We start from the raw sequence: 16,207 nt of genomic DNA on the forward strand, positions 1-16,207 counted from the left end.
CTGTCCCACACACCGTTCGCGCGCCTCACATAGTCGATGCCTATGTGAGGCGTGTGCGAGATGTGTGGCACCTGAGCCGCGCGGCGAGGTTGGTCAGCTGGATTCGGCGCGGCCTTCGGTGACGACCGGCAGGCAGGTCTGGACGAAGTCCGCGCCGAAGGTGGTGAGCACGATGCTGCGGTAGTGCACCTTGGTGCCGAACCCGGAGCGCTTCAGCAACTCTCGCACCGGCGACTGCGCTTCGAGCAACTGGTAGCGGTTCGGGTTGTCGACCGGTTCCTTGGCGAATTCGATCAGCCCAAGCCTGCGCAGGTTGGTCAGGTATTGCGGAACCCGGTTCGGGAAACGCAGCCCCGCCTGGTCGCCGATCAGCGTGAGACCGGACAGGTAGCGCTCCGCGCCGAGCGCCCTCGGCCGTCCGACGCGGATGTCGATCGACGGCTGCGGGCCGTCCACGTGCAGGAAGCGCAGGATGCGCGCCTCGTCGGGCGTCAGTTCGGCGAGCATTCCGGCGAACGCCGGGTGGATCTCGGACGCTTCGGCGTGCGTGCTTGCCGAGAGGCGTAGTAGTGCGGCGCCCTGTTCGCGCAGCGTGGGCACGGCCGGGTCGGTGCGTTCGGGTGTCGCGGGAGGCAGACCGAGGGCCCGGCGCACCGCGTCGCGGACCTCGGCTTCGGCCTCGGCGAGCACCTCGCGCGGCGGCACACCGGCGATGCTGCCCTTGACCACGGTTCCGGTGACGCCGAGCGCGGTGTCCACGGTCCATGCCGTGACCTCGGACGCGGCCGTGAACGCGACCTTGGCCACCCCGCCCGCCGCGCGCACGGTCTGGCGCGGGGTCGGCACGCGCCGCCGGGCGGGCTTCTCGGCCACGGGTTCGATATCGGATAGCGGCCACCGGGCGAGTTCCGTCGACGGCGCGACGGACTCGGAATGCTCGGTGGCCTGGATATCGTCGCCGACCGCGTCGGCGTCCGATCCCGCGTTGTTCTCGCCCGAGCCCGTCATACCCATGTCGTCGCCACTCCCGTTCCGAAGATCAGAATGTGAGCGTATCCGGCCAAGAGGCCCAGCGCGCCGCCATGGACGAAAAGCAACCATTCATCCTGTTTGATGGCCGAGCGCAGCATTTCCACGAAGTCCGGAGGCTGCAGAGCGGACATCTGTTTGGCGATGTAATCGTTGATCTGTTTGCCCTGCTGGAGGTTGAAGTCCGGATCGGCGAACGCGATCGGCGCGATGGACATCGCCTCGGTGGTCAGCGTCGCCTGCAACGAGTCGTACTCGCGGCTGCCGAGCATGAATTTCACCGCGGGCCGCGCCGGGCCGAGCGCCCGGTCGGCGGCGGGTCGCAGGGTGTCCTCCAGCATCTGCATGGTGCGATCCGAACGCGGACCGTTGAGCAGTTCGTCGCCGATGTTGGCCACCGTCATCACCTGGCTCGACACGAGTTCGGCGTAGCCGTCGGTGATCTCGGACTGGCGCTTGATCAACAAACCCTGCCGCCACGGGCACCACCACTTCGGGTAGGCCGGGGCGAAGATCATGTTGATGCCGATCCAGTTGACCACCCATCCGATGATCACACCGCCGATCGGCAGCACCACCCAGGTCGACCACCCGGTGACGTGCAGGACGAGCACGAGCAGCGCACCCATCGGCGCGCCGAAGTAGAAACCGAAGTTCTGCATGAACCGAAGCTCTTTGGCGCCGAGCACCTGGAACAGCGTGTTGAGCAGATGCGGCCGGGCCTGGAAGTAACGGATCACCATCTGCTTGACGTCGATCAACTGATCGATGTTCGCGCCGAGTTCCTGGGTCAGTTCGCGCAGGATGTCGGGCAGCTGCTGACGCACCCGCGCGTGCACCATGTCGCGCACCTGACTGGGCAGGTTGTACCAGAGCTGCGGGTGCTCGCGGCGCAGGATCTCCTCGACGATGTCGGTGATCTGCGCGTCGGCGATGCTGGCCAAATGTTCGGCGAGCTTGTCGGGTTCGAGCTCGCGATAGAAATCGGAGACGCTTCCGAGCTTGGCGAGCCCTTTGTCGACGGCGATGCTGGCCATTTTGTCGGCGCGTGAGGGGACGATGCCCTGCCAGCCCATCCTGCCGTCGTAGCTCAGCAGCGGGAGGACCTGGATTCGCTTGGGCAGGAAAGGATAGAGCGCCCGGAGGCCGGGTACTCGGACGCCGTGAAAGGCGATGGGCTGGAACAGCATGAGCACGCCGGTCCAGTTGGTGATATAGCCGATCACTCCTGTGAAAAGCGGAATGGTCAAAAGCTCGAGGAGGATCGTGGGGTGAACTCCGAAAACACTCTCTAACAACGACACCCTCCTGCCGAAAAACCGGTGATCGCCGCCTCACCGGCACCCCAAACTAGCACCCTGTCGGCAGCTGGACCCTATTGTGAGACGCGACGCCGCGTCCACCGGAGGACGCGGTAGTGTCTGAGACATCAGTCACAGTACGTGCCTCGAATGCCGCATTGTCTCGGTCGGGGCGAGAGAATGGCGTCCGCCACATCCGTTTCGCGGAATGAAACATGCTGGGGTGCTGGCGATCGGGTCCAACGGTTGGGTCGGCAGGGACGCGCGAACGGTCGGGGTTCGCTATACCTGAAAGCCCATCGGGCAATAATCTGTGGGCGGATTCGTTCACTTGGCGACACTTCGGAGTAGGACGTGGCAGACGAAAGGACCGGACAGGACGTGGCCCGGGCCGGTTCCCGCGCGGTAGAGCGCAGCTCGGATGTCGAACAGCGGCAGATCAGCAACGAGGCGAGGCTGATCCGCGGTGTGTTCCGAGCCGCCGGGCTGGCGGCGGGCACCGCCGTGCGCGGCGGCCAGTGGGCGGTGAACACCTCGTACGAGGTCACCAAGGAGATCGCCCAGGCCGCGCTGGACGGCGAGTCCTCGGCCGAGATCGCCGAGCGGACCGGCAACGCGCTGCGTTCGATCGCGCGCAGCGCCCTCGGCGTGACCGAGGGTTCGGTGCGCGAAATCGTCAGTTACGTACCGACTCCCACGAACGGCCCACAGCAGGCCATCGCGGTGGGTTCGTACCTGCGCTCGGCGACCACCGAGGAACTGCGCCGCCGCGGTGACGCGCTGCTCGCGCGTTCGGCCGACGTCTACTTCACCGAGGACGTGCACCCGGCCTACGACCGGATCCTCGACGAACTGGCTCCCGACGAGGCGCGCATCCTGCGCTTCATGTCGCTGAACGGGCCGCAGCCCGCGGTGGACGTGCGTACCAACCGTCCGCTCGGCATCGGCTCCGAGCTCGTCCAGGGCGACCTGACCTCGGTGCCGGAGCAGGCCGGCGTGCGCTATCCGGACCGGGCGCGGTCGTACCTGATCAACCTCAACCGGCTCGGCCTGACGCTGACCTCCGACGATCCGGTGGTGCTCAGCCGCTACATGGTGCTCGAGGTGCAGCCGGTGGTCGAGGCCGCGCTGAAGAAGGCCGGTCGCGCGCCGAAAATCGTGCGCAAGAGTCTGCGGCTCACCGAATTCGGCGAGGATTTCTGCCGTACCTGCTTTACGATCGGTAGTTGATCTTCCCGGGCGGCAGGCCCGACCGTTGATAGCAATCTGATACAGATCTCCCAAACCGTGAAGCTCGGCGGCTTCGGATGGGATTGTTGAGGTATGGATCAGGGAAGCGGCGAGCAGGGGCGCGGCGACTCGACCGTCGACGCGGCCGAGGAGACCGCGGAGCGCACGGAGCAGACCGCCGAGCGCGCCGATCCGGGCAACGGCGCGCAAGCGGAGGAGGGTGACCTCCTGGATCCGCGGCGCGTCATCCGGCCGCCCGCCGATCGGCCGGGCATGGACGACGTCGCGGCCATCAGCCGCCTGAAGTTCCGCTACCTGCGCGCGCTGGACACGAAGTCCTGGGAAGAATTCGCCGACACCATGATTCCCGAGGCCACCGCGACCTACAGCGAATACCTCCAGTTCGAATCGCGGGACGCCTTCCTCGCCTTCATGCGCAACACGCTCGGCCCGCACGTCATCACCGAGCACCGCTGCGACCATCCCGAGGTCGACGTGGACGGCGACACCGCAACGGGCACTTGGTATCTCGCCGACACGGTGCTGATCCCCGCGCACAACATGCTGCTGCGCGGCGCGGCCTTCTACACCGACCGCTACGTGCGCTGCGACGACGGCCACTGGCGGATCGCGCACACGGGGTACGAGCGCACCTACGAGGTGGTGGTCTCGCTGAGCGACCTGCCGAGCCTGCGCCTGACCTCGAGCCGCTGGGGTCTGATCGCCAGGGAAGACGGCATCGCGCCGGTGGAGCGTGATCCGGGCAGCGGGCCGCCGCCGCGGGAACCCGAAGAAGAATGACGGCGGGTTCCGTGCGGACGGCCGAAGCGGAGTTCGAACGGCTGGTCGCCCCGCTGCGCGCGGAGCTGCGCGTGCACTGCTACCGCATGCTCGGTTCGGTGCACGACGCCGACGACGCGGTGCAGGAGTCGCTGGTGCGAGCCTGGCGCAACCTCGACAAGCTGACCGACCCCGCCGGGCTGCGGCCTTGGCTCTACCGGATCGCCACCAACCGCTGCCTGACTCTGCTCGAGACTCGTCGCCGCCGCGAACTGCCGGTGGACCTGAGCCCCGGCGCGCCGTTGACCGATATCGCCTGGCTGGAGCCCTATCCCGATGCCGATGTGCGCGGCAGGGCGCCCGAGGCCAGATACGAGGCGCGCGAGGCGGTGGAGCTGGCGTTCGTCGCCGCACTGCAATATCTGCCCGGGCTCCAGCGGGCCGCGCTGGTGCTGCGCGACGTGCTCGGTTTCTCCGCCCGCGAGACCGCCGAACTGCTGGAGATCAGCGTGGCTTCGGCCAACAGCGCGTTGCAGCGCGCGCGGGCCGGGGTCGAGGCGCGGCTGCCCGCGCAGTCTCAGCAGCGCGCGCTGCACACCATGGCCGACCACGAGATCCGCGACTTGGCCGTGCGATACGCCGCCGCGTGGGAGTCGGGCGACGTCACGGCGATCGTCGCGTTGCTCAGCGCGGACGCGAAGTACTCCATGCCGCCGCTGCCCGAGTGGTACGCCGGGCAGGCCGCCATTCGCGGGTTCCTGCTCGACGGTCCGCTGCGGTACCGCTGGCGTTTTGTGCTCGCCTCCGCCAACGGCCAGCTCGCGTTCGGCACCTATCTCTGGGAGGAGCAGCGCGCGGTGTTCGCGGCGATGGCGCTGGACGTGGTCGCGGTGCGCGAGGGCCGGATCGCGGAGGTGGTCTCGTTCCTCGAGCCCGGGCTCTTCCCGTCTTTCGGCCTGCCGGTCGAACTGCCTTGAACTTTCGCGCGCACCGATGAGTTCGGCGCGGCGCCCGGGTTGTACGGACGACGGGATGGACCCGCACGCCGCCGCACCCGGCGGCCGTACCGAAGGGAATGCCGACCATGGACGACGAAACGCGGATTCGCGAGCTGATCGAACGATGGGCCGCCGCCGTGCGCGCGGGCGATCTCGCCGGAGTGCTCGCCGACCACGCCGATGACATCGTCATGTACGACGTGCCCCCGCCGAACGACGGCGTGCGCGGCATCGACGCTTATCGGGAGACCTGGCCGCCGTTCTTCCGGTGGCTCGCCGAGGGCGCGGTGTTCGAGATCGTGTCGCTGGACGTCACCGCGGGCAGCGACGTGGCGTTCGCGTACGCGCTGCTGCGCTGTGGCAAGCCCGAGGAGTTCCGCGTCGACCCGGCCAACCGGTTACGGCTGACCATCGGCCTGCGCGAGTCCGGCGGCCGCTGGCAGGTCACCCACGAACACCATTCGTTCCCGCTGCCGATCGGCGCGCCGGCCGCCGCCGAAGCGTAAATCCTTGCGCCGCACCGGGATCGCTACGCGAGCAGGTCTGGGCGGTTCCACTTGAAGCGGGCGCCGCCGTCAGTTGTCGGCGGCGGCGACCAGCGGTTCCAGCGTCAGCTTCGGGTGTTCCTTCTCGATGTACTGCAACCGCCACTTGTCGCTGAACAGGGCGAGCAGCGCGCCGTCGCTGCGGGTGAACACCTCGACGCCGCGCTGACGGCCGAGTTCCTCCGCCGAGGCGGCGTCGGTGCGCCTGGCCAGCGAGTAGCCGAGGTGCTCCATGTTCGTCTCGACGTTGAACTCCGCGAGCATGCGCGCGGTGACCACCTCGAACTGCATCGGGCCGACGGCCGCGAGCACGGGGGCGGCGTCACCGCGGATGTCGTTGCGCAGTACCTGCACCACGCCCTCGGAATCGAGCTGGTCGATGGCCTTGCGGAACTGCTTGTACTTGCCAGCGGTCCGCGCGCGCAGCACCGCGAAGTGCTCCGGCGCGAAGGACGGGATCGGCGGGAACTCCACCTTCTTGTCCACGAAGAGGGTGTGTCCGGGCGCCAACGCGGTCGCGTTCACCAGGCCGACCACGTCGCCGGGGTAGGCGGTGTCGACGGTGGCGCGCTCACGACCGAACACGGTCAGCGCGTACTTGGTGGCGAACGGTCGCCCGGTCTGCGCGTGCGTCACGACCATGCCGCGCTCGAACTCGCCCGACACGATCCGCATGAACGCCAGCCGGTCCCGGTGCGCGGTGTCCATGCCCGCCTGCACCTTGAACACCACGGCGCTGAACGGGTCGGTGGTGGCGCGCGGCGTGCCGTCGACGGCCTTGCGCGATCCGGGCGCGGGAGCCAGCGCCACCAGCGTCTCCAGCAGCTGGCGCACGCCGAAGTTCAGCATCGCGGAGGCGTAGATGACCGGCGAGGTCTGCCCGGCGAGGAACAGCTCCTGATCGTGGTCCTGTCCGGTGGCGGAGAGCAGTTCGCTCTCCTCGACCGCCGTCGTCCACGCCTCGCCCTCGCGGACCTCGGCCGACTCCGGGGTGATCGAGTCCTCCGGCGCGATCGTCGCGCCGCCCGCGGTGCGGGTGAAGTGGATGTATTCGAGCGCCGCGCCGTCGGCGCCGCGGCGCAGCAGACCACGGAAGTCACCGGCGATGCCGACCGGAAGGAACAGCGGCGTGGGGGTGAGGCCGATGCGCTCCTCGATCTCGTCGAGCAGCTCGAGCGGCGCGCGGCCGGGCCGGTCCCACTTGTTGATCACGGTGATCACCGGGATGCCGCGGTGGCGGCAGACCTGGAACAACTTCAGCGTCTGCGGCTCGAGGCCCTTGGCGGCGTCGATGAGCATCACGGCCGCGTCCACCGCCGTGAGCACCCGGTAGGTGTCCTCGGAGAAGTCGGAGTGGCCGGGGGTGTCGACCAGGTTGATGACGCTGTCGACATCGGAGCCCGCGGCGCGGTAGTTGAACTGCAACGCGGTGGAGCTGACCGAGATGCCGCGCGCCTTCTCCATCTCCATCCAGTCGGAGACCGTCGACTTGCGGCCCGCCTTGCCGTGGATCGCGCCAGCCTCGGAAATCATCCTGGCGTGCAGCGCCAGCGCCTCGGTGAGCGTCGATTTGCCCGCGTCCGGGTGGGAGATCACGGCGAAAGTGCGGCGCCGGGCGACCTCGGCGGGCAGTCCGCGCGGGGTGGGCGCGACGACGTCCTCAGGGGCGGTCAACGTGAGCAACCTTTCGCAGGCTCGGCGAATAGACAACCGGTCCAGATTACGCGACCAGGGTTGCGACCCGCCGAACCGCGTCTGACCACCCGATTCATCTGCCGCACGTGAGCTGGGGTATGGTGTTCGGGTTGTCTCGGCGAGGGTGTCCGCAGACGTTTTTGCGACACCGTGATCGACGCGGCGCGGCTTCCGGCCGTCCTCGTTCGGTCTTCGCCCCGACGAGTAGACCAGAACCCCAGCCCAGGGCGCCACCCTCCCTGGCGGGCACCTTTGACAGCCCGGAAGAGCCGTAGGAGTAGATCCAGTCATGTCCGACGTCAACCTTCTCGAAGCCGCCGTACGCACCGAGTTCGGCAAGGGAGCCGCGCGTCGCACCCGTCGTGCGGGCAATGTCCCCGCCGTGCTGTACGGCCACCAGGCCGACCCGCAGCACCTCGCCCTCAACGCCCAGGCCTTCGCCGCCATCCTGCGCGAGCACGGCACCAACGCGGTGCTGAACCTCGTCATCGACGGCAAGCAGCAGCTGGCGCTGACCAAATCCGTTGTGGTGCACCCGATTCGCCGCTACATCGAGCACGCCGATCTGCTCATCGTCAAGCGTGGCGAGAAGGTCACCGCCGACGTCGCCGTGACCGTCACCGGTGACGCCGCCGCGGGCACCCTGGTCACCCAGGAAGCCACCACCATCTCCATCGAGGCCGAGGCGCTGAACCTGCCCGAGGCCATCGAGGTCTCCGTCGAGGGCGTCGAGGCGGGCACCCAGATCACCGCGGGCGAGATCCAGCTGCCCTCCGGTGTCGCCCTGGCCGCCGACGCCGAGACCCTGGTCGTCAACGTGATCGCCGCGCCCGCCGCCGAGCCGGAGGCCGGCGAGGGCGAAGCCGAGGCCGAGAGCGCCGAGTAAGGACGCCCGGAACCGGTTCGTAGATGACCGAATCCACGACCGGGCCCGCGCTCGTCATCGGACTTGGCAATCCGGGTCCGGAGTACGAGCGCACCCGGCACAATGTCGGTTTCCTGGTCGCCGACGTGCTCGCCGAGCGCGTCGGCGGCCGTTTCGCCGTGCACAAGAAGTCCGGAGCCGACCTGCTGCAGGCCCGCCTCGACGGTCGCCAGGTCCTGATCGCCAAGCCGCGGTCCTACATGAATCTCTCCGGCAGGCCGGTGGCCGCGCTCGCCAGGTTCTTCTCGGTGCCGCCCACCGAGGTGATCGTCGTGCACGACGAACTGGATCTGCCCTTCGGCGCGGTCAAGCTCAAGCGCGGCGGCGGGGAGGGTGGTCACAACGGCCTCCGATCCATCTCCAGCGCGCTGACCACCAAGGATTACGTGCGCACCCGGATCGGCATCGGGCGGCCGCCCGGCAGGCAGGACCCGGCCGATTTCGTGCTCAAGCCGTTCTCGGCGCCCGAGCGCAAGGAAGTGCCGGTGATCGTCGAGCAGGCCGCCGACGCGGTCGAGCTGTTGCTGCGCGTCGGGCTGGAGACGGCGCAGAACCAATTGCACTGAGGCACAGGGCTTTCCTGGTCGCTGCCCGCGATCGTGCGGAACCGCCGTGCCACACCGCGTGCAGCTGAGTGGCGTGCCGGGCTCGGTGCTGATTCGGAAGATCCGCGGCGTCGACCTCCGACCGAGGCACGAGAGGGTGTCTCTGGCGCGTTCAGTGCAAATGAATCGCCGTGGCGGAGCGGCGCAGTTTGCCCGACGAGGTCTTCGGCAGGGCGCCGGGGCCGAGTACGGCCACCGTGCGCGGGCGGACGCCGACCTCGGAGAAGACCGCGTGCACGATGTCGTGCTCGATGCGCTTGACCTCGGCCGGATTCTGGTGGTCGTTGGATTCGACGACCACGGCGAAACTCTCGCGCTTCTGTCCCGCGTCCAGCCGGACCGCGACCGCATTGCCGGGGCGCACGCCAGGCACCCGCATGGCGGCGCGCTCGATGTCGGTCGGGAAGATATTGCGCCCGCCCATGATGATGACGTCCTTCTTGCGGCCGCAGACCACCACCAGGCCGTCTTCGGTGAAGTAACCGATATCGCCGGTGTCGAGCCAGCCGTCCGCGTCCTGGGCCGGACGGAAGCCGTCGACCGTCACGTATCCGGAAGTCACCGCGGGACCACGCAATTCGATGACGCCGACCGAGCGGGTCGGCAGCGGTTGGCGTTCCCCGTCCACCACCCGGCCCTCCAGGTGATCGACCAGGTAGCCGAGGGTCGGCAGGCGGCGCACGTTGGCATGGCCGATGTGCTGCTCCGGCACCGGAACCGCCTTGCCGAGCGCCTCCAGCAGATCGGCGTCGATGACGTCGAGCACTTGGCCGAGGCCGGGGTCCGGGACGGAAACGGCCAGCGTCGTCTCGGCCATGCCGTATACGGGGGTGAGCGCCATCGGGTTGAGCCCGAAGCGCTTTCCGGCCTCGGCCAGCGCGTCCATGGTGTCGGGGTCAACCGGTTCGGCGCCGTTCCACATGTACCGGACGCTGCTCAGGTCGAGCGCGCCGTCCTCGGCCTGCCGCAGCCTGCGGGCCAGCAGCGAATACGCGAAATTCGGTGCGGCGGTGACGGTTCCGCGGTACTTGTCGATCAGCTCGGCCCACAGCAGCGGCCGCGTCAGGAAGTCGAGCGGCGTCACGCACACCACCTCGGCACCGAATTGCATCGGGACGCTGAGGAATCCGACCATGCCCATGTCGTGGAACAGCGGCAGCCAGCTGATCATCACATCGTTGTCGAGCTGGAACTTCACCCGATCGAACATCGCGTAGGCGTTGACGTAGAAGTTGCCGTGCGTGATCCGCACCGCCTTCGGCGATCCGGTGGAGCCGGAGGTCAATTGCTGAAGGGCCACATCGGATTCGGTGGTCGGCACCGGTTCGATCTCGGGACCCTCCGCCAACTGGTCGATCCGCACGACGGTGATGCCGCGCTCGCGCAGCAGCGGTTCCGCCGCCTCGAACGGCGCGCCGAGCACCACCGCGCGCGCCTCGATCATGCCGAGCACGGTCTCGGTGTCGCGGGCCCACACCGCGAGGTCGGTGCGCGGAGTCGGCTGGTGCAGCATGGTGATGGACGCGCCGCGCATCCAGATCGCCTGGCACGCCGGTGCGATGTCGACCGGCATGCCCGCGAGCACGCCCACCGCGTCGCCGTAATCGATGCCCGCCTCCGCGAGTCCGCCCGCCATCCGGCGCGCGATTCGATGGACCTCGCTCCAGGTCTGCCGCAGCGGAGCACCCGGCTCCCCGGTCACCAGGCCGCGTCCGGAGGACCGCCCCGTCGCGTACATCTCATCGGTGAACCTGCTCATTTGTCGATCTCCTCGTCACAGCTCGACCGAGCATCCGGCCTCCTCCCACTATCCCGCCGAATCGCCGCGACGTTAACCCCTCGGCGGTGGTTCATCCCCCTGCCGTGGCAGGCACGGCGGTACTCATGCCCGCGCGACGGTGATTCCGGCGGATCGCCGTGACGTCGATGCCTCAGCGGGGTCGCGAGCGCTGACCTAGCGGCGCATCAGTGGTGGTCGCGAGACCTCAGGTCCGCTCGTGCGGACGACCGGCGCGCGGTCGTGCCGTGGAACGTGGCCGCATAGGAGTCGACGTACTGCCGACCGGATCGCCGCGCCAGCTCCCGCATCAGCGCGTCGGTCTCGGTGCGCGCGTCCGCCCGCGCCTCGGCGGGCGGGTAGTAGCGCGGCGCGCCGAAGTGGACGCGCACCTTGGCGAATCGCCACATCCGGCTGCCCCGCGGATTGACCCGGTCGGTCCCGGACAGCACCACGGGGACCACCGGGGCGCCGGTCGCGATGGCGACCCGCAGCGCGCCGGTGCGCCCGCGATAGACCCGGCCGTCCGGCGATCGGGTGCCCTCCGGGTGGATTGCCCAGACGCCGCCCGCCTCCAGGATTCGGGTCGCGGCCGCCAAGGCGTCAGCGGCCGCGGTGCCGCCGGTCCGGTCGACCGGCACTTGGCCCGCGGCGGAGAAGAACCACCGGTTGAAGCGCCCCTTCCACCCGGTGCCCGTGAAGTACTCCTGCTTGGCCAGGAAGGTGACCCGGCGCGGCAGGACGAGCGCCAGGTACAGCGAGTCGATCACGGCCAGGTGGTTGGCGGCGATGATCACCGGCCCGCTGCGCGGCACGTGCTCCAGGCCGACCACCTCGGGTCGGCCGATGATCCGCAGCAGCGGACCGAGCAGGACGTGCTTGAACAGGCGATACCACACGGGGAACCTTCCGTCGACAAACGTGTAGACAATGTCTACCGGAGTGCGTAGACATTGTCTACCCGGCGTTCGTCGGCCGACGGACCGACGTGCACAATGTCTGCGTGACCGGGAACGAACCCCTGAGCGAACGACTGATCGCCGTCGGCGTCGAACTGCTGGAACAGGAAGGTCCGGATCGACTCGGGCTGCGCGCGATCACTCGCGCCGCGGGCGTCTCGCACGGCGCGCCGCGTCGGCATTTCCCCACCCACAAGGCGCTGCTCGCGGCCATCGCGGCGCGCGGCTTCGCCGATCTCGCCGCGCGCTTCGCCGCGACCGACGACGCGGGCGCCCCGTCCCGAGATCGCCTGCGCCGCATGGCGATCGGCTATGTCGACTTCGCGGCCACCCGCCCGCAGATGTTCACCCTCATGTTCCGCCACGACCTGCTCGAGGGCTCCGGCGCCAACCTCCGCGCCACCACCCTCCCGCTCTTCGACCGCTTCGCCGACCTCGTCAGCCAGGCAAGCCCCACGGCCCCCGACCGCCCCCTCCTCCTCTGGACCGCCCTACACGGCCTCGCCACCCTCCGCGCCAACCAGAGCCTCACCCTCATCGCCCCCACCGCCGACGACCCGACCCTCGTCGACCAAATCCTCGAATTACACCTTCTCTGAACGCCTTCCGCGCGACGGTGGCCGAGTTCGCCGACGATCTGTTCGTGGATCAGCGGCGCGGGGGGAAGGGGATGCGGGCGAGGTCTTCGGCGATGAAAAGCTCGCCGGTGAAATACTTCTCGGCTTCGGCGCGGTGGCCGTCGAGGGTGCGGTAGCGCTGGGAGAAGTGGGTGAGGACGAGGGTGTGGGCGCCGGCTTCGGCGGCGACGCGGGCGGCTTGGCCCGCGGTGAGGTGGCCGTATTCGTCGGCGAGGTGGGCGTCGGCGTCGAGGAAGGTCGCCTCGATCACCAGAACGTCCACGCCGGAAGCCAATTGGTGCACGCCCGCGCACAGGCGGGTGTCCATGACGAAGGCGAAACTCTGGCCTGGCCGTGGTTCGCTGACTTCGTCGACCGTGACGGTCACGCCGTCGACGACGAGTGAACCCTCGCGTTGCAGCCGACCGACATCAGGTCCGCGCACGCCGCGGGCACGCAGCCGCTCCGGCAGCATCCGATGCCCGGAAGGCTCGGTCAGCCGGTAGCCGAACGCCTCGACCGGATGCGACAGCGGCACCGCTTCGATCCCGAACGGCGCGTCGGGCGCGGGCAACGCACCGGGCCCCGCGATCGGCCGCGCCCGCAGCTCGACGGTCCGGTAGAACGCCGTCGCATTGCACAACCGCTCGAAATACACCTCGCCGGACGCGGGGTAGTACACGTCCACGGGGTGCGCGACCCGATCGAGATTGATCCGCTGCACGATGCCGGGCAGCCCGAGGCAGTGGTCGCCGTGGAAGTGCGTGACCGCGATGCGCGTGATGTCGCCCGCCGCCAGCCCGGCGAACGCCATCTGCCGCTGGGTCCCCTCGCCGGGATCGAACAGCACACCCTCCGCACCCCAGCGCAGCAGATAACCGTTGTGGTTGCGGTGTTTGGTCGGCACCTGACTGGCGGTGCCGAGGACGACGAGCTCGCGCTGCGACATCAGAGGGCGGCGACGGCGGCCACGAACCGGTCGAGTTCCTCGAAGGAGACGAAGCAGTGCGGCGACGCGCGCACCACCGAGTCCAGCCCGCGCGCGGTCATGTCCAGCAGGGTGGAACTGGCGTGACTGACCGTCACCGTGATGTTCTGGGCCGCGAGCCGGTCGCGCACCTCGGCGGGGGACACGCCGTCGACCGTGAACGAGACGATGCCGCTGTGCCGAACGCCATTGTCGCGCACGGTGACTCCGTCGATCTCGGGCAGCGCCTTGCGCAGGTACTCCGCCCGCGCGCCGATCGCCGCGTAGACATCCTCCGGCCCGAGGTCGAGCAGGTATCGAACGGCCGCGCCGAGCCCGAGCCGAGCGGCCACGTCGCACTCCCAGAACTCGAAGCGGCTGGCGTCCGGCGCGAGCCGGTACTCCTCGGGACCGGTCCACTCCGCGCTGTGCAGGTCCAGTCGCTGCGGTTCCATCGTGGCGGCCAATTCCGGTCGCACATAGAGGAATCCGGTGCCGCGCGGCCCGCGCAGCCACTTGCGCCCGGTGACCGAGAGCGCGTCGACGCCGAGCTCGGCCACGTCGATCGGGATCTGGCCCGCCGACTGGCAGGCGTCGAGCAACACCAGCGCTCCCACCGAGTGCGCGATTCTGGTCGCCTCGGCGGCTGGATTCACCAGCCCGCCGTTGGTCGGCGCGTGCAACACCGACACCAGCTCGACCCGTTCGTCGACCATCTCGGCCATCGCGTCCAGATCGAGCTGTCCGCTGCCGTCGTTGGGGATCTGCTCGACCGTGGCGCCGACCGCGCGGGCCCGCTGGATCGCCGCGATGGCGTTGCTGGCGTAGTCCGAACCCGAGATGAGCACGCGGTCGCCCGGTCCGAGCGGGACGGAATAGAAGAAGTCGGCCCAGGAGCGCGTCGCGCTGTCGCTGAGGGCGATGGCGCTCGGGTCGGCGTTGATCAGCGCGCCGATCGCGGTCTTGACCGCGGCGAGGTCGTCGAGGCGTTCGTTGGCGGCGCGGTAGCCGCCGATCTCGGCCTCCCTGCGCAGGTGGTCGACGACGGTGTCCAGAACGATCTCGGGCGGGAGCGAGGAACCCGCGCTGTCGAGGAAGACCAGCCCGGAATCGGACCGGCAGCCCGGTGTGTCTTCGCGTACCCGCGTCTCGTCCAGCATGCCGACGACATTATCGGTACCGAAGACCCCGCGCAGGCGCTCGGCAGCGCCCCAGGTCGGACCGTCTGTTCGACTGCTGGACGGATATTTGTCGGTATCCGTGGCTACCCTGGTTTGAACGGAACCACGGTGAGAGCGCGTTCGGATCGGTGTTCGGGCGCGGAGACAGCGACACGAACAACGATCATGGTGTTCGGACGGATGTCCGGCCCCGCGCACGAACTCAGGTGGAGGTTGGCATGGCGATCACGCTCGAACATCCGGAATCGGCCAGGCAAGCCATCGAGCCCGGCGAGCTGTCCTCGCGCGCGGTCGCCGAGGCCTACGTCGGCGGCGTCTGCTTCAAGCTGGGGCCACCGACGCTGATCGGCGCCGAGCTCGAGTGGCTCACCGTGCAGGGTGAGTGTTCGGCGTCCGGGTCCGCCGCGGCCCCCCGCCCGCAGCTGTCTGCCTTCGCAGCCGCGCTCGGACCGCACGCACCGCGGTCCATCGCCCCCGATTCTCCGGCGCTTCCGTTGCCAGGGGGCAGCCGGGTCACCCTCGAACCCGGCGGTCAGATCGAACTCTCCAGCGCACCGTATGCCACCGCCGCCGAGCTGTGCGAGCGTCTGATCGGCGACGCCCGCCTGCTGCGCGAGCTGCTCGAAACCCGGTGCATCCGAACACTTTCCCTCTCCGCCGATGCCGACCGCCGCCCGAAGCGGGTGTTGCAGTTGCCCCGCTACCGCGCCATGGAGCAGTCCTTCGGCGGAATCGGCCCCTTCGGCAAGCTGATGATGTGCAATACCGCGGCCACCCAGGTCAGCGTCGACGCGGGCGCCGACCGCGCCGAGGTCACCGCCAGGTGGACCGCGTTGTACGCCATGGGTCCGGCCCTGGTCGCCGCCTTCGCCTGTTCGCCCGCGCTCCGCGGCGCGCCCGAAGGCGCGTGGGCCTCCCAGCGGATGCGCGCCTGGCTGCGCCTGGACAACGCAAGGACCCGCCCGCCGGTGCAGGAATGGTCCGACCCGGTGACCGCCTACGCCCGCTGGGCGCTGGACGTGCCGCTGCTGTGCGTCCGAAGACCGGACGCGCCCTCGGACGGCAATGGCGCCGGGTGGACGGCCCCGCCGGGCGCGACCTTCGCCGACTGGCTGTCCGGCGCGCTGGACGACGAGATCGGCCGCCGCCCCGACACCGCCGACCTCGACTACCACCTGACGACCCTGTTCCCGCAGGTCAGAGCCTCGGGCCACCTGGAGGTCCGCTATCTGGACGCGCAGCCGGGCGACACCTGGACGGTCCCGGTCCACGCGTTCGAAGCGCTGCTGTCCGCGCCCGCCGTGGTCGCCGAGGCGACCACGCTCGCCGCGCCCGTCGCGGGCCGGTGGTTGCAGGCGGCCCGCTACGGCCTCGTGGACACGGAGATCAGGAAGGCCGCCGTCGACCTGCTCGACCTCGCCGCCGCGCACGCCCGCACGCCGTCGGCGGCCCGCGAATTGGACGACGCTTCGCAACGATGTCGCGGCGGCCGCACTCCAGCCGACACCCGGGTGGAGGCCGCGTCGTGACAGCGCGAATCAGACACGCGCACAGCATCATTCGACGAGGACGCGGCACGTCCCGCCGCACGACTACCG

The 16,207-nt window shown here is 69.3% G+C and carries 15 protein-coding genes; 8 read left to right on the forward strand and 7 right to left on the reverse strand.

The window, feature by feature from the left end:
* Window positions 1-93 precede the first annotated feature (93 nt).
* Together AB0H49_RS11805 and AB0H49_RS11810 are read right to left on the reverse strand one after the other, a co-directional pair.
* Window positions 94-1,014, reverse strand: a complete 921-nt coding sequence (locus tag AB0H49_RS11805; protein WP_357250267.1) for an Abi-alpha family protein — start codon at window positions 1,012-1,014, stop codon at window positions 94-96.
* Window positions 1,005-2,279 (reverse strand): hypothetical protein, encoded by a 1,275-nt coding sequence (locus tag AB0H49_RS11810; protein WP_355002048.1) that lies wholly within the window; start codon window positions 2,277-2,279, stop codon window positions 1,005-1,007. Before AB0H49_RS11810 ends, AB0H49_RS11805 begins: the two co-directional genes overlap by 10 nt.
* 405 nt (window positions 2,280-2,684) lie before the next feature.
* On the opposite strand from AB0H49_RS11810, the gene AB0H49_RS11815 reads away from it, so the two are divergent.
* The 4 genes from AB0H49_RS11815 (at window position 2,685) to AB0H49_RS11830 (ending at window position 5,844) form a co-directional block, all read left to right on the forward strand.
* Entirely contained in the window at window positions 2,685-3,560 is an 876-nt protein-coding gene (locus tag AB0H49_RS11815) for an Abi-alpha family protein (protein WP_355002047.1), read from the forward strand.
* Window positions 3,561-3,833: 273 nt separating this feature from the next.
* Window positions 3,834-4,361, forward strand: a complete 528-nt coding sequence (locus AB0H49_RS11820) for a nuclear transport factor 2 family protein (protein ID WP_355002223.1) — start codon at window positions 3,834-3,836, stop codon at window positions 4,359-4,361.
* Entirely contained in the window at window positions 4,358-5,317 is a 960-nt protein-coding gene (locus AB0H49_RS11825; RefSeq protein ID WP_357250270.1) for a sigma-70 family RNA polymerase sigma factor, read from the forward strand. Before AB0H49_RS11820 ends, AB0H49_RS11825 begins: the two co-directional genes overlap by 4 nt.
* Before the next feature lie 98 nt (window positions 5,318-5,415).
* Entirely contained in the window at window positions 5,416-5,844 is a 429-nt protein-coding gene (locus AB0H49_RS11830; RefSeq protein ID WP_357250273.1) for an SgcJ/EcaC family oxidoreductase, read from the forward strand.
* 69 nt (window positions 5,845-5,913) lie between these two features.
* Here AB0H49_RS11830 and AB0H49_RS11835 read toward each other — a convergent pair whose 3' ends face one another.
* Entirely contained in the window at window positions 5,914-7,557 is a 1,644-nt protein-coding gene (locus tag AB0H49_RS11835; protein ID WP_355002044.1) for a peptide chain release factor 3, read from the reverse strand.
* A 310-nt stretch (window positions 7,558-7,867) separates the two neighbouring features.
* Between AB0H49_RS11835 and AB0H49_RS11840 the strand changes: the two genes are divergently transcribed.
* Window positions 7,868-8,464, forward strand: a complete 597-nt coding sequence (locus AB0H49_RS11840; RefSeq protein ID WP_355002043.1) for a 50S ribosomal protein L25/general stress protein Ctc — start codon at window positions 7,868-7,870, stop codon at window positions 8,462-8,464.
* A gap of 23 nt (window positions 8,465-8,487) precedes the next feature.
* Window positions 8,488-9,069: an aminoacyl-tRNA hydrolase gene (gene pth, locus AB0H49_RS11845; RefSeq protein ID WP_355002042.1), complete on the forward strand. Its 582-nt coding sequence runs from the start codon at window positions 8,488-8,490 to the stop codon at window positions 9,067-9,069.
* A gap of 151 nt (window positions 9,070-9,220) precedes the next feature.
* Here pth and AB0H49_RS11850 read toward each other — a convergent pair whose 3' ends face one another.
* Together AB0H49_RS11850 and AB0H49_RS11855 are read right to left on the reverse strand one after the other, a co-directional pair.
* A complete protein-coding gene (locus tag AB0H49_RS11850; protein ID WP_357250278.1) occupies window positions 9,221-10,867 on the reverse strand; it encodes a fatty acyl-AMP ligase in 1,647 nt (548 codons plus the stop codon).
* A 206-nt stretch (window positions 10,868-11,073) separates the two neighbouring features.
* A complete protein-coding gene (locus AB0H49_RS11855) occupies window positions 11,074-11,784 on the reverse strand; it encodes a lysophospholipid acyltransferase family protein (protein ID WP_355002040.1) in 711 nt (236 codons plus the stop codon).
* A 104-nt stretch (window positions 11,785-11,888) separates the two neighbouring features.
* Between AB0H49_RS11855 and AB0H49_RS11860 the strand changes: the two genes are divergently transcribed.
* On the forward strand, window positions 11,889-12,443 hold the full coding sequence (locus tag AB0H49_RS11860) for a TetR/AcrR family transcriptional regulator (protein ID WP_357250281.1): 555 nt from the start codon (window positions 11,889-11,891) through the stop codon (window positions 12,441-12,443).
* Between the two features lie 49 nt (window positions 12,444-12,492).
* Here AB0H49_RS11860 and AB0H49_RS11865 read toward each other — a convergent pair whose 3' ends face one another.
* Both AB0H49_RS11865 and AB0H49_RS11870 read right to left on the reverse strand, forming a co-directional pair.
* Window positions 12,493-13,410 (reverse strand): ribonuclease Z, encoded by a 918-nt coding sequence (locus AB0H49_RS11865; RefSeq protein ID WP_355002037.1) that lies wholly within the window; start codon window positions 13,408-13,410, stop codon window positions 12,493-12,495.
* Window positions 13,410-14,588: an aminotransferase class V-fold PLP-dependent enzyme gene (locus AB0H49_RS11870; protein WP_355002036.1), complete on the reverse strand. Its 1,179-nt coding sequence runs from the start codon at window positions 14,586-14,588 to the stop codon at window positions 13,410-13,412. Before AB0H49_RS11870 ends, AB0H49_RS11865 begins: the two co-directional genes overlap by 1 nt.
* Before the next feature lie 239 nt (window positions 14,589-14,827).
* On the opposite strand from AB0H49_RS11870, the gene egtA reads away from it, so the two are divergent.
* A complete protein-coding gene (egtA, locus tag AB0H49_RS11875) occupies window positions 14,828-16,138 on the forward strand; it encodes an ergothioneine biosynthesis glutamate--cysteine ligase EgtA (protein ID WP_357250284.1) in 1,311 nt (436 codons plus the stop codon).
* The last annotated feature ends 69 nt before the right edge of the window (window positions 16,139-16,207 follow it).

It is taken from the genome of Nocardia sp. NPDC050713, from assembly GCF_040654315.1.
Taxonomy (GTDB): Bacteria; Actinomycetota; Actinomycetes; order Mycobacteriales; family Mycobacteriaceae; genus Nocardia.

Excerpts from the sequence above, each read along its gene's own strand:
- AB0H49_RS11850 (WP_357250278.1), bottom strand. The coding sequence starts at position 10,867 with ATGAGCAGGTTCACCGATGAGATGTACGCGACGGGGCGGTCCTCCGGA.
- AB0H49_RS11865 (WP_355002037.1), bottom strand. The coding sequence starts at position 13,410 with ATGTCGCAGCGCGAGCTCGTCGTCCTCGGCACCGCCAGTCAGGTGCCG.
- egtA (WP_357250284.1), top strand. The coding sequence starts at position 14,828 with ATGGCGATCACGCTCGAACATCCGGAATCGGCCAGGCAAGCCATCGAG.
- AB0H49_RS11840 (WP_355002043.1), top strand. The coding sequence starts at position 7,868 with ATGTCCGACGTCAACCTTCTCGAAGCCGCCGTACGCACCGAGTTCGGC.
- pth (WP_355002042.1), top strand. The coding sequence starts at position 8,488 with ATGACCGAATCCACGACCGGGCCCGCGCTCGTCATCGGACTTGGCAAT.
- AB0H49_RS11805 (WP_357250267.1), bottom strand. The coding sequence starts at position 1,014 with ATGGGTATGACGGGCTCGGGCGAGAACAACGCGGGATCGGACGCCGAC.
- AB0H49_RS11825 (WP_357250270.1), top strand. The coding sequence starts at position 4,358 with ATGACGGCGGGTTCCGTGCGGACGGCCGAAGCGGAGTTCGAACGGCTG.
- AB0H49_RS11830 (WP_357250273.1), top strand. The coding sequence starts at position 5,416 with ATGCCGACCATGGACGACGAAACGCGGATTCGCGAGCTGATCGAACGA.
- AB0H49_RS11870 (WP_355002036.1), bottom strand. The coding sequence starts at position 14,588 with ATGCTGGACGAGACGCGGGTACGCGAAGACACACCGGGCTGCCGGTCC.
- AB0H49_RS11820 (WP_355002223.1), top strand. The coding sequence starts at position 3,834 with ATGGACGACGTCGCGGCCATCAGCCGCCTGAAGTTCCGCTACCTGCGC.